Below are 23710 nucleotides of genomic sequence, written 5' to 3'. Positions count from 1 at the left end.
AAAATGCACCGTTACAATCTCAATGAATCATAAGACGTTTCGGGGGCTTAGGCCATGGATCAGACGCCGTAGCGGTCGAGAATCCGGCGGATCGGCTGGGCATAGGCCGGGTCCCAGTACCGGACGTGGACCAGCAGCGGATACAGCAGATAGATCGGCCGGCGGTCGTTCCAGAAGCCGGAATCGAGCGGCGCCAGCTCGGCATAACGGCGAAAAAAAATCTCGTCGAAGGTGCCGAACAGCGTCGGATAGGTCAGTTCCATCTCCGGATGGCCGCAGGAGATGGCGGGGTCGATGAAGGCGGCGATTCGCCCGCCCCGGTGCAGCAGGTTGCCGGTCCAGATGTCGCCGTGCAGCAGCGCGGGATGCCGCGGCTCCGACAGCAGCCCCTCGAGCCGCCCGGCCAGCGCCTCCAGCCGGCGCAGGAGCGCCGCGTCGACCGTGCCCTCGGCATGGCCGGCGCGGGCCATGTGCAGCAGGCGGTGGTCGCGGAAGAACGGGACCCAGCGGTCGGCGGGTGGATTCGGCTGCGGCAGCTTGCCGATGGTGGTGTCGCGGCCGTAGCCGAAGCGCGGCCAGGCCGGCGCATGCAGCGCCGCCAACAGCTCCGCGGCGTGCAGCTGCGCCGCCGGCGGCGGCGGCCCGGGCTCGTGCTCGACATGCTCCAGCAGCAGCAGGTCTTCGGTCGCGTGCAGCACCGCCGGCAGCGGCAGGCCGGAATGCCGCGCCAGCTCGCCCAGCATCCACGCCTCCAGCAGCAGCGGGCCCGGCCCGGCCTTGGCCACCACCCGGCCGCCATCGGCGAGGTCGACCCGCAGCACCGCGACGGTCGACCCGCCCGGCAGCGGCTCGGCCGCCGCCGGCCGCACGCCGAGCGCCGCGGCGATGCGGTCGGCGAGATCAGGATCGAGGGCGGTCAGAGACGGCATTCGTGAAAAAGCACCACGCGTTTCGCGGCTCCCATGGTGAAATGGGCGGAGATCCCGCCCGTCATCCGGAGCATCATGCTCGCAACGCCCTCCGTCTACGACGCCTGTGCCCTGCTGTTCGAGCGAGCCTCCGGCGCCGCCGACTCTGACGCAGCCGGCCGGGCGGCGGAAGAGGCCCGGCGGCTTCTGGCCGCCTTCGGGGTGACGCCGGACGGCAGCGACGAGGACGGCCGCACCGCCCGGCTGTTCCGCCTGGCCGCGACGCTCGAGGCCAGCTTCGCGGTGCCGGCGACGGACTATCCCGGCCTGACCGTCCTCGGCGCCCGGCTGCGCCGGCCCGCCGGCGGCGGCGCAGCCATCGCCGCGGACGGCGTGATCGGATGCGACCCGAGCCCGTGGCGCGCCTTCCAGAAGTGCATCGGCGAGGCCGCGGAGACGATGGCGCTGGCCGCGCCCGGGATCGGCGACGCCGCCCGCGACGGCGGGATCGAGACCATCGGCCCCCGCTTCGCCGGCCAGGTCGAGGCGCGGACCGGCATGGATTCGGCCGCAGCCCTTGACGCCGCCCCGGTCGTGGGCGGCACGGAGCTGGCGACCGGCCGCCCCGTCCTGGTGCCGCGGCCGCTCGTCTTCGGCCCGTCGGACGGATTGCGGGCCGCCGTCCCGGTCAGCGAGGGCTGCGCCGCGGGCCCGACGCTGGAGGACGCCACCCGATCGGCCGTGTTCGAGCTGGTGGAGCGGCATGTGGTGGCCCATTGGTGGCATGGCGGCCGTCCCGCCCGCCGGCTGCCGCAGGCGCTGATGGCCGCCGCGATCGGCCGGCTGCGCCCGGGGGTCGGCACGCCCTGGCCGCGCCAGGGCTTCGCCCTGGAGCTCGATGCCGACGGCCTGCCGCTCGCCGTCGTCGCCGCGGCCTCCGTCAGCCCCGTCCATGGCCTGGTCGCCCTGGGCTTCGCCGCGCGTCCCGGCCGGGCCGCCGCGCTGGAGGCCGCGGTCCTGGAGATGGTCCAGTCCGAGATCGCCAACGACCTCCTGTTCCTCCGGCTGCGCCGGGCCGGGCCAGCGCCGGCGCCCGCGGACCAGGCACGGTTGGCCGCGAAGCGCCGGCTCCGGCCCGAGACGCTGCTGGCCACGGCGCAGGACGACGCGGCGGAGGGCAGCACCGGCGCGCCGGACTCCCTGCCCGGCCTCCTGGCCGGCATCGTCCGGCGGGGCATCGCGATTTTCCGGGTCGATCTGACCGGGAGGGCTGGGATTCCCGTCGTGAAGCTGCTATCGCCGGACCTGCAGCCCTCCTCTGCCGCCGCGATGACGGAGGGTCTGCGCCAGACGGCCTCACAGTTCGGGCGCCCGCTGAATGATTTGATCGAACGCCCGGCGATATTTAATAGTTTGTGAGCCCAGTCCGCTGCGGTTTCAATTGGTTGGGGGAAGGGAGACCGCGGATGGCGGTTCCGGCACTACGGAGCGCGAGGACTCCGGATCGGGAAGACATACCCGCGCCGGAGACAGCTGGTGTAGAGCGTCTGCGGTTGTCTCTGGGCAATGGTTTCGATCTCCGCCTGGAAAACGGGGAACGGATCGAGCTGGGCAGCCGCAAGTCCCAGGCGATCTTCGCCTTCGTCGCGCTGAGCGGCACGGCGATCGAGAGCCGCGAGCGCGTCGCCGGGGTGTTCTGGAGCGAAAGTGACGGCGATCATGCCCGCGGCTCGCTGCGGCAATGCCTAAAGCAGCTGCGCGACAATCTCGACACCGTCCGCCCGGGCATCGTCGAGATCGGGCGTCAGGACATCCGCATCCGGCGCGAATCCATCGAGATCGACCTCGAGCTGGTCGCCGCCGACCTGGCGAAGGGCGTCCTGTCGTCGATCCTGGCGCTCGGCCTGGCCAATCCGGACCGGATCATGGCGGGGTTCGAGGACCTCGACCGGGAATTCGCCTCCTGGCTCACGGTCTGCCGGCAGCAATGGCGCAAGACCTTCATCGGCGGCCTGGAACGGATCCTGCGCGATCCGGCCTCGGGCGAGAAGATCGCCGCCGAGGCGGCCCATGCGCTGCTCGACATCGACCCGACGCATGAGGAGGCATACCGCGTCCTGATCCTGCAGCAGGCGCTGCGCGGCAACATCGCGGCGGCGCTGAAGCTGTACGGCACGTTGTGGGACCTGCTGCAGAACGACTACGACATGGAGCCGTCGGAGGAGACGCAGCGCCTGATCGTCGACATCAAGAAGGGATCGGTCGACAGCACGGCGCAGCCTTCCGCGACGCCGGTCGCGGAGCAATCCCGGCTGCCCATCATCGAGGTGGACCGCCTGACCCCCGGCCTCCCGGAAGGCATCGACGACTACGTCGTCCACGGCTTCCGCAGCGAGCTGATCGCCAATCTCGTGCGGTTCCGGGAATGGATCGTGGTCGAGCCGCCGGACGCGCAGCCCGAGGCCGGGGCCCCGCAGCAGGTCGACTACCGGCTGTCCACCGCGTTCCGGCACAAGGACGACGATCTGCTGATCGTCGTCTCGCTGATCGAGCTGACCCGCAACCGATCGCTCTGGTCGGAGACCTTCTCCCTGGCGCTGCCGTCCTGGATGGACCAGCAGCGCCAGATCGCCCGCCGCGTGGCGGCGACGCTCGACATCCATATCTCGGCGAACGCCCTGTCGCGGCAGATCGGCGATCGCGATTTCGCGCACGGGCCCTATGTCCGCTGGCTGCGCGGCCAGTACCTCCTGAACTTCTGGGAACCCCAGGCGGAGTTCGAGGCCGAGGCCCTGTTCAAGGAGGTGATCCGGGAGTGGCCCAGCTTCGCCCCGGCCTATAGCGGCCTCGCCAACATCTACAACTCCCGCCACATCATCCTGCCGGGGGTGCGCCGCGACCGCGCCATGGCCGAGGAGGCGCTGACGCTGGCGCGGCGGGCGGCGGAGCTGGACCCGCTGGACGCGCGCGGGCATCTGACCCTCGCCTGGTCCTACATGATGACCACCCGCTATCCGCAGGCCGACCTGCATCTGGAGCTGGCGCGCGACCTGAACCCGAGCAACCCATCGGTGCTGATGTCGGCGGCGCAGGGCTTCGCCTTCGTCGACCGGACCGACGTCGCGCTCGACCTCGTGGCCAATGCCTTCGAGCTCAACCCGATGATCCCGCCCCATCACTGGGCCTATCTCGCCGGCATCCGCTTCCTGCACGGCGACATCGCAGGCTGCGTCGAGGCCGCCGACCGGGCCGGCCAGTCGATCTTCAACATTCCCGCCTGGAAGGCGGCTGCCCTCGCCCGGCTCGGCGACGTCCGCCGGGCGCAGGAGGAGGCGCGCCTCTTCCTGCGCAACGCCCGCGAGTCCTGGCATGCCGAGCTGGAATGCACGGACGCCGCCATCGTCGAGTGGTTCCTAAGCAGCTTCCCGATCCGCAACGCCGTGCGCTGGCGCGAGCTGCGGGAAGGCCTGATCCAGGCCGGCCTTCCCGCGGCCGATGTCGGCGAGGAGCAGCTCTACTGGCCTCACCGGCACTGACCGAAGCTGTAGTCGCCGACCCGGAAATAGAACATGTCGAGGGCGTCGAGCGCGTCCTTGTCGCGCCGCACCTGCAGGGCGTATTCGTCCGGCAGCGGGTAGGGGCCGGGATACTTCGAGTACTCCTCGATCCGCTGCCGCATCAGGTCGGCCGGCGGCAGCACGACGTAGAGCGCCTCGTCGCGGCTGACCACCCGGATCTCCTTCCCGGACTCGGCGAAGTTCGACAGGGTGATGCCGTGGTCCTTGAGCAGCTGCAGCGCCTCTTCCGTCGTCTTCGGCCTCGGGATCTCGCCGATCGCCATGCCGACGATCAGCCGCCCCGCGGCCTCGCGGTCGTACATGGTCATCTCGACCGGCGCGTGCTTCGGCACCTGCTTCGGATCGTGCTTGTTGTGGTCCGTCATGGCTCTCTCCTCCGTGTTCGCAAAGCGATGTTGCCCTTCCTGTACGGCGCCGGCCGACCGGCCGCCGCTTAAATCCTCCGCCCCCGGCGCCCCGAAGGGCGACGGAGGCGGAGGCCCCCCACCAGGCTGAAGCCGGCGTCGTCAGACGCTGGCCTGTGTGATCGGCCGCGACCCCGCTCCGGGCGCCGGCGGCGATTCGACGAAGCTGATGATCTCCCGCATGCTGGTCGGGACCGCGCCGCCCTTGAACAGGGCACGGCTCCAGCGCCGGATCACGCCGGCCTCGACGGTCGTGGAATCGACCATGGACGCGGCCAGGACGACCTGGGCGACGATCGCCGACCCCAGCGGCCCGAGGCGCCGGCCCTGGTGGCGGACCTCGGCCTCGCGCATCAGGTAGTAGAACAGCGGCGTGTCCTCGGCCAGGGCCTCGATCGCCCCTTCCGGCGCCTCGGCGAGCGGGTTGCGCTGGGTGCGCGCATTCATGCCGGCCAGGCCGCCATGGCCGTCGCCCAGCAGCTCCTCCCGCGTCAGCTTCCGGACCCCGAGCCGGTCGGCGAGATACTGGCCGTTCGGCAGGCTGGACAGATAGGCCCGCGCCAGATCCCGGAACGGCAGCCCGCCATAGCCGTCGTAGATCGGGTCGCCGCCGACCATGCGGCGCATGTCGTCATGCGCCATGGCCGACATCGTGTAGAACTGGGCGGTGACCCAGGGGCCGATCAGGTGCGACTGGTTCTCGTCGCCGCCCGTCCTCTCTGGGAAGAACAGATCCCATTCCAGGATCCAGTCGTTCGGGATCGGGCTGCCCGGGATGCCGCCGTCCCCGGCCAGCATGCCGCGCCGGAAGGTCATCAGCCCCTTGAGGCTGGTCTCGGTCAGCGCCAGGGCCCGGTTCAGCGTGTAGGACGGCCGCACCATGGCGTGGCCGAAGCGGAAGGCGGCCATGATGAACTCGGCCGGCAGGGGCGTGTCCGCGTCGTCGGCGAGCCGCCGGCCGAAGCCGCCCAGGGCCTGCAGCCGGTCGCGCTGAGCGAGGCTCCCCCAGACCTCGGGGTCGAGCACATGGCCGAGATAGTCGTTGCGCACCACCGACCGGTAGGCCGTGATCACCAGGGCCCGGGCGATCTCGAAGATCTCGTAGTCCGACGGGCGGTGCGGCGAGGCCAGGATGGCGTCGACGATGCGGTTGTGGAAGCGATGGAACAGGACCGTGATCTGCGACAGGATCAGGTTGTTGTCGTTGCGGATGTCGCCGACCAGCGGTTCGACCGGGCATTGCCGCGGCAGGTCCTGCGCCGATGGGGACAGGGAGCGGAGGTCGGTCGCGTTCGTGGCGGCGTCGACGCAGGCGATCATCGCCAGGTCCTGGGGCTGCGGCGCCTTGGCCGTCACCGGGTCGCCGGGCACCTCCGGCGCCTCCTTGTCCCAGGTCCGGCCGCCGGTGTAGCCGACGCGAAGCTTCATCCGCAGCGCGTCGGGCCCGCCCGGGCGCTGCTGGTACAGCATCGGCGACCGGAACGGCCCGCCGCGATAGAGGCAGTCGAGATCGAGCGCCGGGCTGGCCCAGAGCGGCCCCGCCGCCGCCGACCGCGAGAGGGTGCCGAGATCGGTGAAGGTGAGGTCGTGCGCGATCAGCTGGCCGAGATAGGTGTAGCCGGCGGGGATATCCGGATTGAACGTCTCCGGCCCGGCGACGAGACCGTCCAGATACATCTTGCGGGCCAGGCGCTGCAGCACGTCCATGACCAGCGCCTGCGGATGCAGGCCCAGCCGCCCGGCCTCCTTCGCCAGCCGCCAGCCGAACACGCCTTCGGGCGGCGGATGGCTGCCTTCGAAATAGGTCTCGGGCTGTTCGAGCCCGTGGGTCAGTGCGGCGCTACGCTGGCCGGGCCCCGTGAAACCTGAGCCATGCACGATCGTCCCCTCCCTTGCTCGATGCACCGCGATCCGTCGTCGCCGGAGCATTTAGGAGCCGGATCGTGATCGGATCGTGATTCCCCGGCGGCATTTCCGCGGCCGTCCGACGCCGGATCATCCCCTCTGGTCCAGGCTGAGCGGATAGCGCAGCGGATGATGGCTGGAGAAGGTCATGTTCACCGGCCGGCCCTGCGGATCGTAGGCGATCTGCTCGATCGTCAGCACCGCGGCCGGCGGAGTCAACTCCAGCAGCTCCGCCTCCTCCGCATTCGCCAGCCGGGCGCTCATCGTGGTGCGGCCGCGGTCCGGGCGCAGCCGGTAGCGGTCGCGCACCTCGGCATAGAGCGAGCGGTTGCCGGTCGACCAGTCGAGCTCGAGGATCCCCGGCACCAGCCGGGCGGCGAACCAGTCCTGGGTCAGCACCACCGGCTGGCCGTCCAGGCAGCGCAGCCGCTTCAGCATCACCACATCGGCGCCGGGCGGCAGGAACAGCGGCCGCGCCACCTCCGCCGGCGCGCGGCAGACGGTGCCCTCGATCAACCGGCTGGTCGGCGTCCGGCCATGCGCCTCGGCGATGGCGGTGAAGCTGCGCAGCAGGTGCAGCTCGTAGGTCTCCTCCCGCCGCGCCACGAAGAAGCCGCGGCCGGGATGGCTGTGCAGCCAGCCTTCCTGCACCAGCTCGCGCACCGCCTGGCGCACGGTGATGCGGCTGACGCCGTACTGCTTCTCCAGCTCGCGCTCCGACGCCAGCTTCGCATCTGTGCCGAGCTCGCCGCTCTCGATCTGCTCGCGCAGCCGCTGCTTGATCTGGCGGTAGAGGGGCTGCGGATCGTCGCGCCGCAGCCCGTCGCCGGCGGGGCCGTCGCTGAGGGGGCCGTCGGTCATGGCGTGGCGGGAGGCCTCTCGGCAGGAACGGAGATCACCCTCGCTGCATACACGCAAATCGGGGAGCCAGCCACAATTGACATGACTGGTTATAACCAGTCATAACGATGCCAGTTCGCGGGAGGCACCATGAAACTGACCCTGGTCGGCGGCGGCGGCGTCCGCGCCCCTCTGTTCATCGAATCGGCGCTGCGCCGGGCGGAGTGGAGCAACCTGACCGAGCTGTGCCTGCTCGACATCGACGGGCCTCGGCTGGAGCTGTTCGGCGGCCTCGGGGCCGAGATCGCCCGGCGCACCAACTCCCCGGTCAAGATCACCACCAGCCTGGATCCGGAGCGCGCCCTGGACGGCGCCGCCTATGTCGTGACCACGGTCCGGCCGGGGCTGGAGGAAGGCCGGATCAAGGATGAGCGGATCGCCCTGGCGCATGGCGTGCTGGGGCAGGAGACGACCGGGCCGGGCGGCTTCGCCATGGCGCTGCGCAGCATCCCGACCATCCTGGGCTATGCCGACCTCCTGAAGCGGGTCAGCCCGGACGCCTGGCTGTTCAACTTCACCAACCCGGCCGGCCTGGTCACCCAGGCGCTGCGCGACGCCGGCCACGACCGGACCATCGGCATCTGCGACGGCGCCAACGCCGCCCAGTCGGCCGTGGCGCGCTGGTTCGACGTGCCGGAGAAGGCGGTGCGCACCGAGGTGTTCGGCCTGAACCACCTGTCCTTCACCCGCCGCGCCGAGATCGGCGGCGAGGACGTGCTGCCGCGCCTGCTGGCCGACGACGCCTTCCTGGCCGCCTCGGCCCAGAAGGTGTTCAGCCCGCGGGTGGTGCGCCGCCACGGGATGTGGATCAACGAGTACCTCTATTACTTCTACTATGCGGAGAAGGCGGTGGAGGCGATCCGGTCGGACGCCCGCACCCGCGGCGAGGAGGTGCGCGACCTGAATCACGGCCTGATCGAGCAGCTGACGGCGCTGGACTGGCGCCGCAACCCGGACAAGGCGCTGGAGGCCTATTACGCCTACGCCCATCGCCGCAACGCCACCTACATGCACTATGCCCAGGAGGGGGCGCCGAGCATGGAGGAGGCCGACCGGGCCCTGGCTGCCGGCGCCCATGCGCCGCCGGGCGACGAGGGCGAGGGCTATGCCGGCGTCGCGCTCGACCTCGTGGATGCGCTGGAGACCGGCAAGCCGCTGTACAGCGGGCTGAACGTGCCGAACCGGGGCGCCATCGAGGGCCTGCGCGACGAGGACGTGGTCGAGGTCAGCTGCGTGGTCGACCGCGACGGGGTGCGGCCGCTGCCGATCGGCCCGATGCCCGAGGCGCAGGCCCAGCTGGTGCACAGCATCAAGCGATACGAGCGGCTGGCGGTGCAGGCGATCCGCGAGCGCGACCGCGACCTGGCTGTCGAGGCGCTGGTGGCGCATCCGCTGGTGCTGTCCTATTCCCGGGCCGAGGCGCTGGTCGACGAGTATCTCGCCGCCCACGCCCCCTATGTCGGCAACTGGCAATGACCGGGCCCGGCCCCGGACTCGACCCCAGCGGCTGCGACGTCGTCGTGGTCGGCGAATACTACTGGGACCTGATCTTCACCGGCTTGCCGGAGGTGCCGCGGCTGGGCGCCGACCTGTTCGCCCGCGGCTTCGCCACCCTGCCCGGCGCCAGCTTCACCACCGCCGCGGCGGCGCACCGGCTGGGGCTGCGCACCGCCTGGGCGGCCGATTTCGGCACCGACCTGTTCAGCCGGCTGGCGCTGGAGGCGGCGCGGACGGAGGGGCTGGACGACCGTCTGTTCCGCCGGTTGGACCAGCCGCTGGAGCGGGTCAGCGCCGCCTTCTCCTTCGCCCATGACCGCGGCTTCGTCAGCTATGCCGTGCGGGACGACCTGCCGCCGACGCCGGAGGCTCTGGCCGACGTCGCGCCGAAGGCCCTGCTGCTGCAGAGCTTCCGGCTGCAGCCGGAGCTGCTGGCCCTGGCCCGGGCGGCGAAGCGGCAGGGGGTGCTGGTCTATCTCGACTGCCAACATGTGCCGCACCGGATCGATTCGCCCGGCGTGGCCGAGCTGTTCCGCGAGATCGACGTCTTCGCCCCGAACGAATCCGAGGCCCTGGCCTTCACCGGCGCGCCGGATGTCAGCGCGGCGCTGGAGCGGCTGTCCGCGATGGTGCCGACCGTGCTGGTCAAGCGAGGGGCCGCCGGCGCCATCGGCGTCAGCCGGGGCGAGCGCTGCGCCGTGCCGGCCCCGGCGGTGACCGTGGTCGACACCACCGGCGCCGGCGACAGCTTCAACGCCGGCTTCCTCTATGGCCGGCTGCGCGGCTTCGACTTCCGCGACAGCCTGGCCCTGGCCGCAAGCTGCGGCGCGCTCGCCACCACCGATTACGGCGGGCGGGCGCTGCCGCGCGAGGCCGAGCTGCTGGCGATGATCCGGCAAGAGGCCCCGGCCTCCACCTGAGTGGCGGGACCAACCCGCCCGGCAACGACAAGATTTCTCAAACAGGGGCTTTGAACGGAGGGACCCGTGAAGATTGCCACCCTATCCCTGACCGCCGCGCTGGCCGCTTTCGCCGCTGGTGGCGCCGCCGGCGGGGCCGAGGCCGCGACGGTGAAGCTGTTCTGCGGCGCCACCGACTACGACCTGTGCAGCAGCGCCGCCGAGGCCTGGGCCAAGCAGAGCGGCAACAGCGTCTCGATCAACAAGATGCCGGCGGTCTGGGACGACGCCGTGCCCCTCTACCAGCAGATGCTGGCGGCGAAGTCGACCGATGTCGACGTGCTGGTGATCGACGTGATCTGGATGGGCATGCTGAAGAACCACCTGCTCGACCTCGGCGCCATGGTGCCGAAGGAGGAGGTGGCGGCGCATTTCCCGACCACGATCGATGCCGCGACCATCGATGGCCAGCTGCTGGCCCTGCCCTGGTACATGGACACCGGCCTGATCTTCTACCGCAAGGACCTGCTGGAGAAATACGGCAAGCCGGTGCCGAAGACCTGGTCCGAGCTGACGGAGACCGCCAAGGCGGTGCAGGACGGCGAGCGCAAGGCCGGCAATGCCGACATGTGGGGCTTCGTCTGGCAGGGCAAGTCCTATGAGGGGCTGACCTGCGACGCCATCGAATGGGTCGCCAGCACCGGCGGCGGCACCATCATCGACGCCAAGGGCGACATCACCATCGACAATCCGAAGGCGGCCCAGGCGCTGGCCCTGGCGCACAGCTGGATCGACACGATCAGCCCGCAGGGCGTGCTGAACTACGACGAGGAGAGCTCCCGCGCCGTGTTCGAGAGCGGCAAGGCCGTGTTCCTGCGCAACTGGCCCTATGTCTGGGGCACCTCGCAGGCCGCGGGCGGCGCGCTGGTCGGCAAGGTCGGGGTGGCGGCGCTGCCGGTCGGCGCCGCGGGCGAGAAGTCGAGCGGCTGCCTGGGCCCCGCCTATCTCGGCGTATCGAAATACTCCGAGAACAAGGAGGCGGCGGTCAGCCTGATCCTCTACATGACGGGCGCCGCCGACCAGAAGCGCCGGGCCATCCAGGGCGCCTACAACCCGACTGTCTCGGCGCTGTACGAGGACCCGGAGGTGCTGGCCAAGCTGCCCTTCCTGAAGGACACGCAGGCCGCCTTCGCCGACAGCATCGCCCGCCCCTCGGCGGTCACCGGCGCCAGCTACAACCGGGTGTCGCAGGCCTTCTCCAAGTCCGTGCATGCGGTGCTGACCGGCGACGAGAAGCCAGACGCCGCCGTCGCCGCCCTGGCCAAGGAGCTGGAGCGCCTGCGCCAGCGGGCGAAGTGGTGACAAGCTGTCCCTGAGTCCATGAGCGCTTCCCTTTTCTTGTCATTGCCGGGCTTGATCCGGCAATCCAGGGCCGCGAAGAGCTGCTCTGGCCGCCCCTGGATGCCCGGGTCAAGCCCGGGCATGACAGAAGGGGGAAGCACGGGAGGGATCGCATGACCGGCCGCGTCGCGCGGTCCCACCGCCGGGCCGGATGGCTGTTCCTGGCACCGACCCTGGCGGCGCTGGTGCTGGTGGCGCTGTGGCCGCTGCTGCGGACGCTGTTCTTCTCCACCACCGACGCCTTCCTAGACGACCCGGCCAATTACGGCTTCGTCTGGCTCGACAACTTCATCGACGTCGCGCGGGACCCGCAATGGTGGCGGGCGGTCGAGAACACGCTGGTCTTCACCATCGTCTCGGTGGCACTGGAGACGCTGCTGGGCCTCGCCATCGCGCTGCTGCTGAACGAGGCGATCCCCGGCCGCGGCGTGCTGCGCGCCGCCATCCTGGTGCCCTGGTCGATCCCGGTCGTGGTCTCGGCCAAGATCTGGGAATGGCTGCTGCACGACCAGTTCGGCATCATCAACCGCCTGCTGATCGACCTGCACCTGATCGACAAGGGCGTGGCCTGGACCGCCGACCCGTCGCTGGCGCTGGGTGTCGTCATCTTCGTCGATGTCTGGATCACCACGCCCTTCATGGTGCTGCTGATCCTGGCCGGGCTGCAGCTGATCCCGGCCGAGATCCACGAGGCGGCACGGGTCGACGGCATCTCCTGGTGGAAGCGGCTGACCTCGATCACCCTGCCGATGCTGCGGGTGCCGATCGGCGTCGCCGTGCTGTTCCGCACCCTGGACGCGCTGCGCATGTTCGACCTGAGCTACGTGCTCGGCGGCAATGGCGACCCGACCATGACCATGACGATCTACGCCCGCAACCACCTGGTCAGCTTCCAGGAGCTGGGCTACGGCTCCGCCGCCTCGACCTGGGTGTTCCTGCTGATCGCGCTGATCGCCATCGTCATCATCGGCGCGATCCGCCTGGACCGGACCAGCATCCGATGACCGTCGCCGCCGCGCCCGATACCGCCCTGGCCCGGGCCGCCGCCCGGTACCGCCGGCGCCGGGTGCTGAAGACCGCCGGGTTGGGCGTCGCCGTCGTCCTGGTGCTGGTCTACACCCTGTTCCCCTACTACTGGGCGATCGTGTCCTCTCTGAAGACCGGGGCCTCGCTGTTCGAGGCGACGCTGCTGCCGGCCTTCGAGCTGGTCTACTACAAGGCGCTGCTGCAGGACCCGGTGTTCCTCGGCTCGATCGTCAACTCGCTGATCGTCGCCGGATCGGCCACCGGGATCTCGCTGCTGCTGGCCATCGGCGCCGCCTACGCGCTCGGCCGGCTGGACTTCCCGCTGCGGCGGACGGTGCTGCTGGTGATCCTGATGATCTCGATCTTCCCGCAGATCGTGGTGCTGTCCGGGATGTTCGAGCTGGTGCGCTGGTTCGGCCTGTACAACCGAGTCGGGTCGCTGACCTTCGCCTATCTGATCTTCACCCTGCCCTTCACCGTCTGGGTGCTGACCGGGTTCATCCAGGACATCCCGCGCGAGCTGGAGGAGGCGGCGCTGATGGACGGCGCCAGCCGCGGCCGGGTGCTGGCCAGCGTGCTGCTGCCGCTGATGGGCCCGGCCCTGGCCTCGACCGGCCTCTTGGCCTTCATCCAGGCCTGGAACGAATTCCTGTTCGCCCTGACCTTCATCCTGTCGGACGAGAACCGCACCGTGCCGGTGGCGATCGCCACCATCTCCGGCGGCAGCCGCTACGAATACCCGTTCGGCCCGATCATGGCGGCGTCGGTGGTGGTGACCCTGCCCCTGATCGCCCTGGTGCTGATCTTCCAGCGCAAGATCGTCGCCGGGCTGACCGCGGGCGCGATCAAGGGATAGGCCCCCGGCCCTCTCCTTGACCAGGACATCTCCAGATGCGCTGATGCCCGAGGTCTCACGACGCCGCGAGGGGGAAATGCATCGCTCGGCTTGGTCTGCCCTTCTTCTCCTGTCCTTGTCCGGGTGCATCAGCGGCCCGGACCACGCCGAGCAGCTGGCCGACGACCGGCAGAAATGCTCCGAGTTCGGCTTTCAGGACGGCACCGACGCCTTCGCCAACTGCATGATGAAGCTCTCGACCCGGCGGCAGGACAGGCAGCCGCCGGATCACGACACGCTGGTGAAGCGCTACCGGTCGCTCAGCATGGAACGGCGCGGCGACGATCGCTATCCGGTCTGCGACGCCGCCCAGATGGACAACGAGCTCGACACCTCGATGAACAAGTGGGTCGGCCCGAACTGTCAGATGGCGCCCGACTGAAGCCGCGTCGCCGCGTCGCTCTCAGCCGCGGGCGACCAGCCCGGCGATCACCTCCGCCGCCTCGACCCGGCCCTTCAGCGCGTGGCGCCCGCCGTCGCGGAACTCGATCCAGCCTTCGTTGAAGCCGTCGAGCATGCGGATGCGCGGCACCGGGTTCGTCATGCCCTGGGAACGGAACAAGCCCTCCCAGCTCTCGCGCGCCACCGGCTCGGCCCGCACCGGCCGGCCGAGCGCGGCGGCGAAGGCGGCGGCCAGGTCGTCCGGCGAGACCCGGCGCGGCCCCTCCAGCTCGACCACGCGCCGGCCGGCCCAGCCCTCGCGGATCAGATCGGCCGCGATGCGCCCGATGTCCGCGGTTGCCACCATCGGCACCGGCCGGCTCGTCGGAGCCAGGAAGCTGCGGATCACGCCCTCGTCGCGCGCCGAGGCCACGTCCCACGCCGCGTTCTCGACGAACCAGGCCGGCCGCAGGACCGTCAGCGGCAGCGGCAGGTCGCGCAGCGCCGCCTCCAGCAGCGTGTGCTGCGACAGCAGGTTGTCGTGGACGGCGTCGGCGCCGATGGTCGACAGCTGCAGCACCCGGCCCGGCCGCGCGGCCGTCAGCGCCCGCACCAGGGCGTCACCCAGCCGGCGCGCCTCGGGATAGCCGGGCTCCGGGTCGAACACCGGCGGCGGCAGGACGAAGACGGCGGTGGCGCCGGTGAAGGCCGTGGTCAGGGCCGCCGCATCGTCCATGCCGGCGACGGCGACCTCGCAGCCCTGCGCCGCCCAGGCCTCGCCCTTGCGCGCATCGCGCAGCACGGCGCGCACCGGCTCGCCGGCGGCCAGCAGATGCCGGGCGAGCGTCCCGCCCACCTGGCCGGTGATTCCCGTGATCGCGTACATCCTCAACCTCCTTCAGCGGATGCCGAAGATCTGGGCCTGCTGCGCTGTTGCCGTGAGCGCCATTGAGTCATAAGACTGGTGACCCGGATTCAACGGAGGGCGCGATGGCCTTCGACGGTCGCGTGATCTCGACCATCGGCGTGCTGGCCGCGGTGGTGGAAGGCGGCAGTTTCGCCCGCGCGGCCGAGGCGCTGGGCCTGTCCCGTTCCGGCGTCAGCCGGGCCGTGGCGCGGCTGGAGGCGCGGGTCGGGGTGCGGCTGCTGGACCGCACCACACGGGCCGTCGCCCTGACCGACGAAGGCCGCCGGCTCTATTCCGAGATCGCGCCGCTGCTGGCCGGGATCGAGGATGCCGTGACCGTCACCTCCGGCTCCGCCGTCGCCGTGTGCGGCCGGCTGCGGGTGAATGTCGACGCCTTCTTCTCGCGCCTGCTGTTCACACCGCACATCCCGGAGTTCCTGTCGCTGTATCCCGAGCTGACGCTGGAGCTGGTGGCCAAGGACCAGATCGGCGACCTGGTGGGCGAGGGCTTCGACATCGCGGTGCGCTTCGGCCACCCGCCGGATTCCGCCCTGGTGTCGCGCAAGCTGCTGGAGACGCGGACGATCACCGTGGCCTCGCCGGCCTATGTCGCGGCGCATGGCCGGCCGCTGGCCCCGGCCGACCTGGCCCGCCACGCCTGCATCCAGGTGCGCGACTCCGCCTCCGGCCGGCCGATCGACACCTGGTCGTATCGCCGCGGCGCCGAGGTGGCGGAGGTGCGGGCGACCGGCCGGCTGATGGTGGCGGAGTTCGGCACCATGCTCGGCGCCTGCCTCGAGGGCGTCGGCATCGCCCGGGTCAAGGCGATCGGCGTGCGGCGCCTGATCGACCGCGGCGAGCTGGTCGAGCTGCTGCCGGACTGGACCGGCGAGAGCTTCCCGCTCACCGCGCTGTACCCGTCGCGCCATCTGCCCCCGGCCAAGGTGCGGGCCTTCATCGACTTCGTGCAGTCGCGCCTGGGATCGGGCGCCGCGGCCGAAACGCAGGACGCCGCCTAGACCGCCCGGGCGAGGGGCGCCGGAACAGCATCCGCCGATTCCACGATCAGCCGGCCGAGCTCGCGCGCGCAGGGCAGGGTGGCGCCGGGCCGCCAGATCAGGGCGAACTCCACCTCCGGCAGCGGCGGCAGGCCGTGGCGGTCGAGGATCTTCATCCCGGGCTCGATCTCGTCGCGGGCGATCATCGAGGCGGCCAGCCCCGCCAGCACCGCCGCCCGCAGCCCATGCTGGTTTCCCGAGGTGAAGCCGATGTGCCACTCGACGCCCGACGCGGTGATGGCGTCGACCGCGATGGCGCGGCAGGGGCAGGGCGGCGGGGCGAGCGCGAGCGGCAGCGACGTCCCCGGCGCCCAGTCGAAGCTGTCGGCCGCGGCCCAGACGAACTGCGTCCGCTTCAGCACCGTGCCGCCGGTCTCGCCCGGGCGCGACATCACCACGGCGAGATCGAGCTCGCCGGCCTCGACCTTGGCGCGCAGGTCGAGGCAGACGCTGACCGCCACCTCCAGCCGCACCTGGGGAAAATCGCGGGCATAGCGGCGCAGGAGCTGCGGCAACCGGTCGCCCAGAAAATTCTCCGGCACGCCGAAGCGGACGACGCCGGAGACCGCGGAGGGCAGGAAGCGCCGGGTCAGCGCCTCCTGCGCCTGCAGGATCTGCTCGGCATGGCGCAGGAACTCCTGGCCGTCCTCGGTCAGCAGCAGCTTGCGCGTGGTGCGTTGCAGCAGCGGCCGGCCGATCTGCTCCTCCAGCCGCCGGATCTGGTGGCTAACGGCCGACTGGGTCAGGTGCAGCCGTTCGGCCGCGCGGGTGAAGCCGCCGGAATCATGGACGGCCACGAAGGCGCGCAGCAGGGCGGGATCGAAGTCCATTCGCTAAATATATGATGGCGGAAAATGGACGCCACAAAATTAATTCATTTCCATCATGAAAGCCGATTGACCAGATTCACGTCCAGGCCCGATCGAGCACCCCACCGATACCCTCCGCGCCGGCACCGGTCCGCGCAAGCGATTGCGCGGCGGCGCGGCCCGTCGCTTCGAGAGAAGGATCATGGCTCTGTCCCCCTCCGCCCGGAACATGGCCGCGCTGGTCGGCGTCTGCCTGGCGTCGCTGATGTTCGGCCTCGAGATCTCCAGCGTGCCGGTGATCCTGCCGACCCTGGAAACCGCGCTGCCCGCCGATTTCCGCGGGCTGCAATGGATCATGAACGCCTACACCATCGCCTGCACCACGGTGCTGATGGCGACCGGCACCCTGGCCGACCGTTACGGCCGCAAGCGCGTCTTCGTGATCACCACAGTCGCCTTCGGCGCCACCTCGCTGATGTGCGGCCTGGCCGGCAGCGCATCGCTGCTGATCGTCGCCCGCTTCCTGCAGGGGCTGGCCGGCGGCGCCATGTTCACCTGCGTGGTCGCGATCATCTCGCACCAGTTCCAGGACGGACGCGAGCGCGGCCGCGCCTTCACCACCTGGGGCGTGATCAGCGGCGTCGGTCTCGGCTTCGGCCCCATCATCGGCGGGCTGATCGTCACCTGGTCGAACTGGCAATGGGTGTTCCTGATCCATGTGCCGCTGACGATCCTCGCCCTGATCCCGGCCGTGGCCGGCATCCGCGAATCGCGCGACCCGCATGCGCAGAGGCTGGACGTCGCCGGCATCGCCACCCTGACGCTGGCGGTGTTCGGCCTGGCCTATCTGATCACCCAGGGGGCGGAGCTGGGCCGCGCCACGGCGATCGGGCTCGCCGTCCTGACCGTCGCCAGCTTCGCCGCCTTCGTGGTGGCGGAACGGGTCAGCCCGCACCCGATGTTCGACTTCTCGGTGTTCCGGATCCGCCGGTTCAGCGGCGCGATCATCGGCTGCATCGGCATGAACTGCTGCTACTGGCCGTTCATGATCTACCTGCCGATCTACTTCCAGGGCGGGCTCGGCCTCGACAGCCGGACCGTCGGCCTTCTGCTCCTCGCCTACACCATCCCGTTCCTGGTCACGCCGCCGCTGGCCGACCGCCTGCTGCAGCGCCGCGGCCCGCGCATGATCATCCCGTTCGGCATGGCCGTGATGGGGACCGGCTTCCTGCTGATGTGGCTCGGCAGCGGCGTCGAGCAGGCGGGCTGGCTGACCGTGCTGCCCGGCACGCTGCTGGCCGGCATCGGCCTCGGCCTGACCAGCACGCCGGTGACCAACACCACCACCGGCTCGGTTCCCAGCAACCGGGCAGGCATGGCGTCCGGCATCGACATCAGCGCCCGGCTGATCACGCTGGCCATCAACATCGCGGTGATGGGGCTGATCCTGGTGGAAGGGATCCGCTGGTCGCTGCCGGACGCCGTGGCCGGCGCCTTCGACGCGGCGCAGCTGCAGGCACTGACCGCTTCCGTCGCCGCCGGCAATCTCGGCGCGCTGCCGCAGGCCTATCCGGCGCTGGCGACGCTGGACCCGTCGGGAGCGGCCGTCCACGAGGCGCTGGTCGAGGGCTTCGGCTGGGTGATGCTGTATGGCGGCATCGGCGCCTGGGCCCTGGCCGCGGTCAGCTTCGCGATCTTCGGCCCGGCACAGACGGCCCGCAGCCACGCGACGGCCGGCGCCGCGGCAGATTAGCTGATGGTCCCCTCGCGCAGCGCCGCGACCAGCGCGTCGCAGCCGGCCTCGACCAAGTCCAGCACATGCTCGAAATCGGCGCTGCCGCCGTAATAGGGGTCGGGCACGTCCCGCCCCTCCAGCCCCGGCGCGTGGTCGAGGAACAGGCCGACCCGGCCGGGACCGGCGACCGCGAGGCGGCGCATCCGGTCGAGATGCGTATGGTCCATCGCCAACAGCAGGTCGAAGCGGCGGAAATCCGCGCGCTCCAGCTTGCGGGCGCGCAACGGCAGCAGGTCGTAGCCGCGGGCCGCCGCCGCCCGGATCGCCGGCGGATGCGGCGGCTCGCCGGCATGGAAGCCGTGAGTGCCGGCGCTATCGACCGCGTGGTCCAGGCGGGCGGCGGCGGGCTTGGCCCGCATCACCGCCTCGGCGGTCGGCGAACGGCAGATGTTGCCGGTGCAGACGAACAGGATACGCATGCCGCCTGGATAGTCGGGGCGAACCCAGGCGGCAAGGCGACCAATGGTCAGAGGCCGACTTCCTTCATCCCTTCCTCGGTATAGCGCTCGCCGGCAACGGCGCCGGGCGCGAACAGGGCGTCGAGCGCCGCCACCTGGTCCGGGGTCAGCCGGATCGAGGCGGCCGCGGCGTTCTCGGCCAGATAGGCGCGGCGCTTGGTGCCCGGGATCGGCACGACGTGGCGGTGCCTGGACAGGAGCCAGGCCAGCGCCACCTGGGCCGGCTTGGCGCCGAGGTCGAAGGCGAAATCCGTCAGCGCCTCGGCCAGACGCCGGTTCTGCGCCAGCGCCTCCCCGGCAAAGCGTGGGGTGCGGCGGCGGAAATCGTCCGGCGCCAGGGACGAGGTGTCGGTGACCGCCCCGGTCAGGAAGGCGCGGCCGAGCGGCGAATAGGCGACGAAGGTCGTGCCCAGCTCGCGGCAGGCCTGCAGTATCCCTTCCTCCGGCTCGCGGCTCCACAGCGAATACTCGCTCTGCACCGCCGCGATAGGGTGGACCGCATGGGCCCGGCGCAGCGTGTCGACCGAGATCTCGGACAGGCCGATCTGGCGCACCTTGCCGGTCCGCACCAGCTCCGCCATCGCGCCGACCGCTTCCTCGATCGGCACCTCGGGGTTGCGGCGATGCATGTAGTAGAGGTCGATGACGTCGGTGCCGAGACGCTTCAGCGAGGCCTCGCAGGCGGCGCGGATATAGGCCGGGGAGTTGTCGATCCGGCGCTCGTAGCGGCCGGGCTCGCGCACGATGCCGAACTTCGTCGCCAGCACCACCTGGTCGCGCCGGCCCTTGAGGAAGCGGCCGACCAGCTCCTCATTATGCCCCGACCCGTACATGTCGGCGGTGTCGAGGAAGTCGATGCCGTGCTCCAGCGCCGCGGCGAGGGTGTCGAGCGACTGCGCGTCATCGCGCAGCCCGTAGAATTCGGACATGCCCATGCAGCCGAGACCGATGGCGGAGACGGTGGTGCCGTCCTGGCCGAGAGAGCGTCTGTCCATGGTCCTTCTCCTTGCTTCGGAGGCCGCCGGTCGCGCGGACCGCTGCGGCACGAACGGAGAATGGGGATTGGGCGATCATGCGATAATCCGTAGAGATGTGCATGAGCCGATGAATGAGACTCAGCAATGACTCGCCTCGACCTGCCCGAGCTGGCCGCCTTCGCCGTGGTGGCGCGGCATCGCAGCTTCCGCCGCGCGGCGGTCGAGCTGGGCGTCTCCGCCTCCGCCGTCAGCCATGCGATCCGCGGGCTGGAGGAGCGGCTGGGCGTGCGCCTGCTGAACCGCACCACCCGCAGCGTCAACCCGACCGAGGCCGGGGAGCGGCTGCTGGCCCGGCTGCAGCCCGCCTTCCGCGACATCGTCGAGGCGGTGGAGGAGGTGAACCAGTTCCGCCACAGCCCGGTCGGCACGCTGAAGATCAACGCCTCGATCCCGGCGGCAGCGCTGGTGCTGGCGCCGATGGTGGACGATTCCTGACGGCCTATCCCGACATCCGGCTGGAGATCGCGGTCGACAGCGCGCTGGTCGACGTCGTCGCCAGCGGCTTCGATGCCGGCATCCGCCTGGGCGAGCAGCTGGAGCGCGACATGGTGGCGGTGCGCTTCGGCGGCGAGCAACGGATGATCGTGGTCGCCGCCCCGTCCTATCTCGCCGGCCGGGCGCCGCCGCAGACGCCGCGCGATCTGGCCGAGCATCGCTGCATCGGCTACCGCTTCCCGAGCGGCCAGGTCTATGCCTGGGAGTTCGAGAAGGACGGGCGGGAGCTGACGGTGCCGCCCGCCGGGCCGCTGATCGTCGACGAGCAGTGGCTGATCATCCGCTCGGCGCTGGACGGCGCCGGCCTGGCCTTCGTGTTCGAGGGGATGGTCAAGGCAGAGCTGGCGGAAGGGCGGCTGGTCCCGCTGCTGCTGGACTGGTCGCCGCCCTTCCCGGGCTTCTTCCTGTACTATCCGCGCCAGCGCCAGATGCCGGCGACGCTGCGCGCCTTCGTCGACTTCGTGCGCGCCGACAACGTCAGTCGTTCACGGGAATGACCGAGCCCTGGTAGCGGTCGCGGATGAACTTCGCCACCGCCGGCGAGGTCAGCACCTGCGCCAGCCGCCTGACCCGCGGATCGTCCGCCAGCTTCGGCGTGGTCACCAGGATGTTGGCGTAGGGGTTGCCCTCGGCCTTCTCCAGCCCCAGCGCGTCCTTGGCCGGGCTGAGGCCGGCCTCGAGCGCGTAGTTGCCGTTGATCACCGCCAGGTCGACATCGTCCAGCGCCCGCGGCAGCAGCGCCGCTTCGACCTCCAGCACCTTCAGGTGCTTCGGATTCTCGGCGATGTCGTTCGGCGTCGCCAGCTGCTTGTCCGGCTCGGCGAAGCCGTCCTTCAGCCGGATCAGCTTCTGGTCCTGCAGCAGATAGAGGGCGCGGCTGAGATTGGTGACGTTGTTCGGCACCGCCACCGTGCCGCCGTCCTTCACCTCGGCGAAGCTCTTGGCCTTGCGGGAATAGACGCCGAGCGGCTCGATATGCACCGACGCGGCGACGGCGAAGGTCTCGTCCAGCGCCTCCTCCTGCGAGCGCAGATAGGGCAGGTGCTGGAAGTAGTTGGCGTCGACATCGCCATGCGCCAGCAGCTCGTTCGGGTTCACCGCCGTCGACAGCTCGACGATCTCCAGCTTCAGCTCGGGCGCCTGGCTCTGCACGAAGGCCAGGATCTCGGCATGCGGCACGGCGTCGGCCGCGACCTTCAGCGGCGCGTCCTGCGCCAGGGCGGCGCCGGCCAGGGCGAAGGGCAAGGCGGCAGCGATCGCCGCCCGCGCCAGGCGGGCGGTCAGAGTACGGATCATGATGGACCTGTGAGTTTAGGTGGCGCGGCGTGTTCAGGCGGTGACGGCTTGGGCCGCCAGCACATCGGCGTAGTGGCGCTGCGCCACGTCGGGGTGGGAGCGCAGCCGGCCCTTCAGGTAGTTCGGCCCGACATCGTGGAACAGCGGGTTCTGCGGGTCGCTGGCCGGGCCGCGCGCCTCCGCCGCCAGGGCCGGCGGCAGGTCGAGCAGCGGCACGGTGGCATCGAGCCGGGCGCCGAGGAAGAAGGCGACCGACAGCCGGTCGGTGCCGGCCGGCGGCGTGATCACCCGGTGCACCGTGGCGCGGAGATAGCCGTTGGTGGCGAGCTCCAGCAGCTCGCCGATATTGACCACGAAGGTGCCCGGCACCGGCTCGGCGTCGATCCAGCGCCCGTCCTCGCCCTCGACCTGCAGGCCGCGCTGGGTATCCTGCAACAGCAGGGTCAGGAACCCCGAATCCTTGTGCGCGCCGACGCCCTGGCTGCTGCCGGTGGCCTCGCGGCCGGGGTAGCGGATGATCTTGATGTGCTGGTTCGGCGTGTCGCCATAGATCGATTCCAGCGCGTCCTCCCGCTGGCCCAGCGCCGCGGCGAAGGCTTCGAGCAGGCGGATCGCCACCCGCGTCAGCTCCGCCTGCCAGCGCAGCAGCACGGCCTTCAGCTCCGGCTGCGCCGCCGGCCACTGGTTCGGGCCCTGCAGCCGCAGCCAGGGCGGCACGCCCGGACCCTGCGGGATCGCCGGCCGTTCGGCCCCGATGTCGAACTGCTCGCGCCAGTCCGGCTCGCCGCGCGTCCGCTCCCACGCCGCGCGGGTGTAGCCGCGGAAATGCGGCGAATGCACCATCTCGATCGCCAGCTTGTCGGCCTCGGGCAGGGCGAAGAAGCGGCGGGCCTCGGCCTTCACCTGCGCCACCAGCGACTCCGGCACGCCGTGCCCGCCGAGGTAGAAGAAGCCGACGTCCCGGGCAGCCGCGCGCAGCTGGTCCAGGAAGGCCTGGCGCGCTTCCGGACCGGCATCGAGCCGGGACAGGTCGAGCAGCGGGAGGGCTAGGGTGGCGGTGGTCATGGCAGCCTCGGGCAGAAAGAGCGGCGCGCCGTCGCGCGATCCGTCAATTTACATATCTCGACAGCATGTAGATTAATATAACAATATTTATTTGTTTATTCGGCATGCCGAATCAGGAACGGCCGCGCCGTTCCGTCAGCGCCGCCAGCTCAGGCGGCGGCACGGGCCGGAGGGTCTCATAGGCCAGCCGCACCGCTGCGGCGCCGTGGGTGCGCTCCAGCCGCCGGACGGTGAAATGGGCCTTCGCCAGGCGCCGGAAATGCTCCAGGAAGGCCAGGTTGACCGCGGCGCCGGCGGCGGCGCCCAGCACCGGGGCGGCCTGCGCCGACAGCTTCAGCAGCACCGGGCCGCTGAAGCGGGCGGCGACCATCGAGACCAGCCGCGGCATCACCGAGGCCGTGGCGTTCGGCACCACCCGGGCCAGGGCGATCCGGGTGGCGAGATAGCCGGTCTCGACCGCGTCGTCGGCCGGGTCGGGCCGGCCCATGGCGAAGACCTTCAGGCATTCGATCGCCGTTTCCGGGGTGGACGGATCCTCGCCCGCCGCCTTCGCCTCGGCCGCGATCTGCCGCAGCAGCAGGGCGGTCGAGACCGGCAGCTCCAGGAGCGTGCCGGGCAGGCCGAAGCCGCCCCCCGCGGCGCCGCTGGCCGCGGCCAGGCCGCGATGCAGCCAGGCCTCCGGTCCGCGCGGCATCCGGCGGCCGGGGCCGCTGTGCAAGGCCGCCCTGAGCGCCGTGGCCAGGGCGCGGCGGACGGCCGCGTCCAGGACCTTCTGCACGCCGGACGGCAGGTTGCGCTTCAGCGCCTCGACCGGAGTGCCCGCCATGGCCGACAGGCGCGCCACCAGCGTGTCGTGGTCGAGCACCGCCTTCGCCGCGGCCAGCTCGGCCAGGGCATCGGGCGGCAGGGGCAGCGGGGCGGGGAGTGCGGCGGTGGTCATAGCGCAAAGATTGGGGGCCGCGGCGCGGCGACAAGAGCCGTTGAGCCTCGGCGGCG

General features: G+C 70.8%; 23 protein-coding genes. 12 read left to right on the top strand and 11 right to left on the bottom strand.

Features of this window, described 5'->3' with window-relative positions; genetic code table 11:
• Positions 1-59: 59 nt before the first annotated feature.
• Entirely contained in the window at positions 60-929 is an 870-nt protein-coding gene (locus tag LG391_RS29710) for a fructosamine kinase family protein (RefSeq protein ID WP_225771878.1), read from the bottom strand.
• 75 nt (positions 930-1004) lie between these two features.
• Here LG391_RS29710 and LG391_RS29705 point away from each other — a divergent pair, with 75 nt between their 5' ends.
• Both LG391_RS29705 and LG391_RS29700 read left to right on the top strand, forming a co-directional pair.
• Entirely contained in the window at positions 1005-2327 is a 1323-nt protein-coding gene (locus LG391_RS29705) for a YcaO-like family protein (RefSeq protein WP_225771877.1), read from the top strand.
• Between the two features lie 134 nt (positions 2328-2461).
• A complete protein-coding gene (locus tag LG391_RS29700) occupies positions 2462-4444 on the top strand; it encodes a BTAD domain-containing putative transcriptional regulator (RefSeq protein WP_225771875.1) in 1983 nt (660 codons plus the stop codon).
• Here the strand turns inward: LG391_RS29700 and LG391_RS29695 are convergent.
• The 3 genes from LG391_RS29695 to LG391_RS29685 all read right to left on the bottom strand — a co-directional run bounded on the left by LG391_RS29695 (position 4432) and on the right by LG391_RS29685 (position 7656).
• Positions 4432-4851, bottom strand: coding sequence for a hypothetical protein (locus tag LG391_RS29695; protein WP_225771873.1), 420 nt, complete (start codon positions 4849-4851; stop codon positions 4432-4434). The two genes, LG391_RS29700 and LG391_RS29695, sit on opposite strands and share 13 nt — an antisense overlap.
• Positions 4852-4992: 141 nt before the next feature.
• Positions 4993-6768 (bottom strand): peroxidase family protein, encoded by a 1776-nt coding sequence (locus LG391_RS29690; RefSeq protein ID WP_225771871.1) that lies wholly within the window; start codon positions 6766-6768, stop codon positions 4993-4995.
• A 117-nt stretch (positions 6769-6885) separates the two neighbouring features.
• Positions 6886-7656, bottom strand: coding sequence for a GntR family transcriptional regulator (locus tag LG391_RS29685; protein WP_225771869.1), 771 nt, complete (start codon positions 7654-7656; stop codon positions 6886-6888).
• A 129-nt stretch (positions 7657-7785) separates the two neighbouring features.
• Here LG391_RS29685 and LG391_RS29680 point away from each other — a divergent pair, with 129 nt between their 5' ends.
• The 6 genes from LG391_RS29680 (at position 7786) to LG391_RS29655 (ending at position 13795) form a co-directional block, all read left to right on the top strand.
• A complete protein-coding gene (locus tag LG391_RS29680) occupies positions 7786-9171 on the top strand; it encodes a 6-phospho-beta-glucosidase (protein ID WP_225771867.1) in 1386 nt (461 codons plus the stop codon).
• Entirely contained in the window at positions 9168-10112 is a 945-nt protein-coding gene (locus tag LG391_RS29675) for a carbohydrate kinase family protein (RefSeq protein WP_225771865.1), read from the top strand. Before LG391_RS29680 ends, LG391_RS29675 begins: the two co-directional genes overlap by 4 nt.
• A 66-nt stretch (positions 10113-10178) precedes the next feature.
• Positions 10179-11453 (top strand): ABC transporter substrate-binding protein, encoded by a 1275-nt coding sequence (locus tag LG391_RS29670; RefSeq protein ID WP_225771863.1) that lies wholly within the window; start codon positions 10179-10181, stop codon positions 11451-11453.
• Positions 11454-11605: 152 nt separating this feature from the next.
• Positions 11606-12496, top strand: a complete 891-nt coding sequence (locus LG391_RS29665; protein WP_225771861.1) for a carbohydrate ABC transporter permease — start codon at positions 11606-11608, stop codon at positions 12494-12496.
• A complete protein-coding gene (locus LG391_RS29660) occupies positions 12493-13374 on the top strand; it encodes a carbohydrate ABC transporter permease (RefSeq protein WP_225771859.1) in 882 nt (293 codons plus the stop codon). Before LG391_RS29665 ends, LG391_RS29660 begins: the two co-directional genes overlap by 4 nt.
• Before the next feature lie 76 nt (positions 13375-13450).
• Positions 13451-13795, top strand: a complete 345-nt coding sequence (locus LG391_RS29655; protein ID WP_225771857.1) for a hypothetical protein — start codon at positions 13451-13453, stop codon at positions 13793-13795.
• Between the two features lie 21 nt (positions 13796-13816).
• Here the strand turns inward: LG391_RS29655 and LG391_RS29650 are convergent, their stop codons facing one another.
• Entirely contained in the window at positions 13817-14680 is an 864-nt protein-coding gene (locus tag LG391_RS29650) for an NmrA family NAD(P)-binding protein (RefSeq protein ID WP_225771855.1), read from the bottom strand.
• Between the two features lie 104 nt (positions 14681-14784).
• On the opposite strand from LG391_RS29650, the gene LG391_RS29645 reads away from it, so the two are divergent.
• A complete protein-coding gene (locus LG391_RS29645; RefSeq protein ID WP_225771853.1) occupies positions 14785-15720 on the top strand; it encodes a LysR family transcriptional regulator in 936 nt (311 codons plus the stop codon).
• Here the strand turns inward: LG391_RS29645 and LG391_RS29640 are convergent.
• Positions 15717-16589, bottom strand: a complete 873-nt coding sequence (locus tag LG391_RS29640; protein WP_225771851.1) for a LysR family transcriptional regulator — start codon at positions 16587-16589, stop codon at positions 15717-15719. The two genes, LG391_RS29645 and LG391_RS29640, sit on opposite strands and share 4 nt — an antisense overlap.
• 181 nt (positions 16590-16770) lie before the next feature.
• On the opposite strand from LG391_RS29640, the gene LG391_RS29635 reads away from it, so the two are divergent.
• Positions 16771-18321: an MFS transporter gene (locus LG391_RS29635; RefSeq protein ID WP_225771849.1), complete on the top strand. Its 1551-nt coding sequence runs from the start codon at positions 16771-16773 to the stop codon at positions 18319-18321.
• Here LG391_RS29635 and LG391_RS29630 read toward each other — a convergent pair.
• Both LG391_RS29630 and LG391_RS29625 read right to left on the bottom strand, forming a co-directional pair.
• Positions 18318-18782 (bottom strand): low molecular weight protein-tyrosine-phosphatase, encoded by a 465-nt coding sequence (locus LG391_RS29630; protein WP_225771847.1) that lies wholly within the window; start codon positions 18780-18782, stop codon positions 18318-18320. The two genes, LG391_RS29635 and LG391_RS29630, sit on opposite strands and share 4 nt — an antisense overlap.
• A gap of 47 nt (positions 18783-18829) precedes the next feature.
• Positions 18830-19816 (bottom strand): aldo/keto reductase, encoded by a 987-nt coding sequence (locus tag LG391_RS29625; RefSeq protein WP_225771846.1) that lies wholly within the window; start codon positions 19814-19816, stop codon positions 18830-18832.
• 126 nt (positions 19817-19942) lie between these two features.
• Between LG391_RS29625 and LG391_RS34975 the strand changes: the two genes are divergently transcribed.
• Positions 19943-20293 carry a LysR family transcriptional regulator gene (locus LG391_RS34975; protein ID WP_308013073.1) on the top strand — a complete coding sequence of 117 codons (351 nt, stop codon included), beginning with the start codon at positions 19943-19945 and terminating at the stop codon, positions 20291-20293.
• Complete coding sequence (locus tag LG391_RS34970) at positions 20290-20850, top strand: LysR substrate-binding domain-containing protein (protein ID WP_308013074.1); 561 nt, start codon at positions 20290-20292, stop codon at positions 20848-20850. The genes LG391_RS34975 and LG391_RS34970 overlap by 4 nt, the downstream gene beginning before the upstream one ends.
• Here the strand turns inward: LG391_RS34970 and LG391_RS29615 are convergent.
• From LG391_RS29615 to LG391_RS29605, 3 genes are all read right to left on the bottom strand, one after another.
• Positions 20831-21649 (bottom strand): MetQ/NlpA family ABC transporter substrate-binding protein, encoded by an 819-nt coding sequence (locus LG391_RS29615; RefSeq protein WP_225771844.1) that lies wholly within the window; start codon positions 21647-21649, stop codon positions 20831-20833. The genes LG391_RS34970 and LG391_RS29615 overlap by 20 nt on opposite strands.
• A gap of 33 nt (positions 21650-21682) precedes the next feature.
• Complete coding sequence (locus LG391_RS29610; protein ID WP_225771842.1) at positions 21683-22714, bottom strand: isopenicillin N synthase family oxygenase; 1032 nt, start codon at positions 22712-22714, stop codon at positions 21683-21685.
• Positions 22715-22826: 112 nt separating this feature from the next.
• Complete coding sequence (locus LG391_RS29605) at positions 22827-23654, bottom strand: EcsC family protein (protein WP_225771840.1); 828 nt, start codon at positions 23652-23654, stop codon at positions 22827-22829.
• Between the last annotated feature and the right edge of the window lie 56 nt (positions 23655-23710).

The organism is Inquilinus sp. Marseille-Q2685, from assembly GCF_916619195.1.
In the GTDB taxonomy this organism is placed as follows: Bacteria; Pseudomonadota; Alphaproteobacteria; order DSM-16000; family Inquilinaceae; genus Inquilinus.
The sequence above is the reverse complement of the archived record's forward strand: the minus strand, read 5'-3'. Positions and strand labels throughout refer to the sequence as shown.

Bases quoted from the DNA above. Each gene is read 5' to 3' on its own strand.
- LG391_RS29710 (WP_225771878.1), bottom strand. From the start codon at position 929: ATGCCGTCTCTGACCGCCCTCGATCCTGATCTCGCCGACCGCATCGCC.
- LG391_RS29705 (WP_225771877.1), top strand. From the start codon at position 1,005: ATGCTCGCAACGCCCTCCGTCTACGACGCCTGTGCCCTGCTGTTCGAG.
- LG391_RS29695 (WP_225771873.1), bottom strand. From the start codon at position 4,851: ATGACGGACCACAACAAGCACGATCCGAAGCAGGTGCCGAAGCACGCG.
- LG391_RS29685 (WP_225771869.1), bottom strand. From the start codon at position 7,656: ATGACCGACGGCCCCCTCAGCGACGGCCCCGCCGGCGACGGGCTGCGG.
- LG391_RS29680 (WP_225771867.1), top strand. From the start codon at position 7,786: ATGAAACTGACCCTGGTCGGCGGCGGCGGCGTCCGCGCCCCTCTGTTC.
- LG391_RS29675 (WP_225771865.1), top strand. From the start codon at position 9,168: ATGACCGGGCCCGGCCCCGGACTCGACCCCAGCGGCTGCGACGTCGTC.
- LG391_RS29665 (WP_225771861.1), top strand. From the start codon at position 11,606: ATGACCGGCCGCGTCGCGCGGTCCCACCGCCGGGCCGGATGGCTGTTC.
- LG391_RS29660 (WP_225771859.1), top strand. From the start codon at position 12,493: ATGACCGTCGCCGCCGCGCCCGATACCGCCCTGGCCCGGGCCGCCGCC.
- LG391_RS29655 (WP_225771857.1), top strand. From the start codon at position 13,451: ATGCATCGCTCGGCTTGGTCTGCCCTTCTTCTCCTGTCCTTGTCCGGG.
- LG391_RS29650 (WP_225771855.1), bottom strand. From the start codon at position 14,680: ATGTACGCGATCACGGGAATCACCGGCCAGGTGGGCGGGACGCTCGCC.
- LG391_RS29645 (WP_225771853.1), top strand. From the start codon at position 14,785: ATGGCCTTCGACGGTCGCGTGATCTCGACCATCGGCGTGCTGGCCGCG.
- LG391_RS29640 (WP_225771851.1), bottom strand. From the start codon at position 16,589: ATGGACTTCGATCCCGCCCTGCTGCGCGCCTTCGTGGCCGTCCATGAT.
- LG391_RS29635 (WP_225771849.1), top strand. From the start codon at position 16,771: ATGGCTCTGTCCCCCTCCGCCCGGAACATGGCCGCGCTGGTCGGCGTC.
- LG391_RS29630 (WP_225771847.1), bottom strand. From the start codon at position 18,782: ATGCGTATCCTGTTCGTCTGCACCGGCAACATCTGCCGTTCGCCGACC.
- LG391_RS29625 (WP_225771846.1), bottom strand. From the start codon at position 19,816: ATGGACAGACGCTCTCTCGGCCAGGACGGCACCACCGTCTCCGCCATC.
- LG391_RS34975 (WP_308013073.1), top strand. From the start codon at position 19,943: ATGACTCGCCTCGACCTGCCCGAGCTGGCCGCCTTCGCCGTGGTGGCG.
- LG391_RS29615 (WP_225771844.1), bottom strand. From the start codon at position 21,649: ATGATCCGTACTCTGACCGCCCGCCTGGCGCGGGCGGCGATCGCTGCC.
- LG391_RS29610 (WP_225771842.1), bottom strand. From the start codon at position 22,714: ATGACCACCGCCACCCTAGCCCTCCCGCTGCTCGACCTGTCCCGGCTC.
- LG391_RS29605 (WP_225771840.1), bottom strand. From the start codon at position 23,654: ATGACCACCGCCGCACTCCCCGCCCCGCTGCCCCTGCCGCCCGATGCC.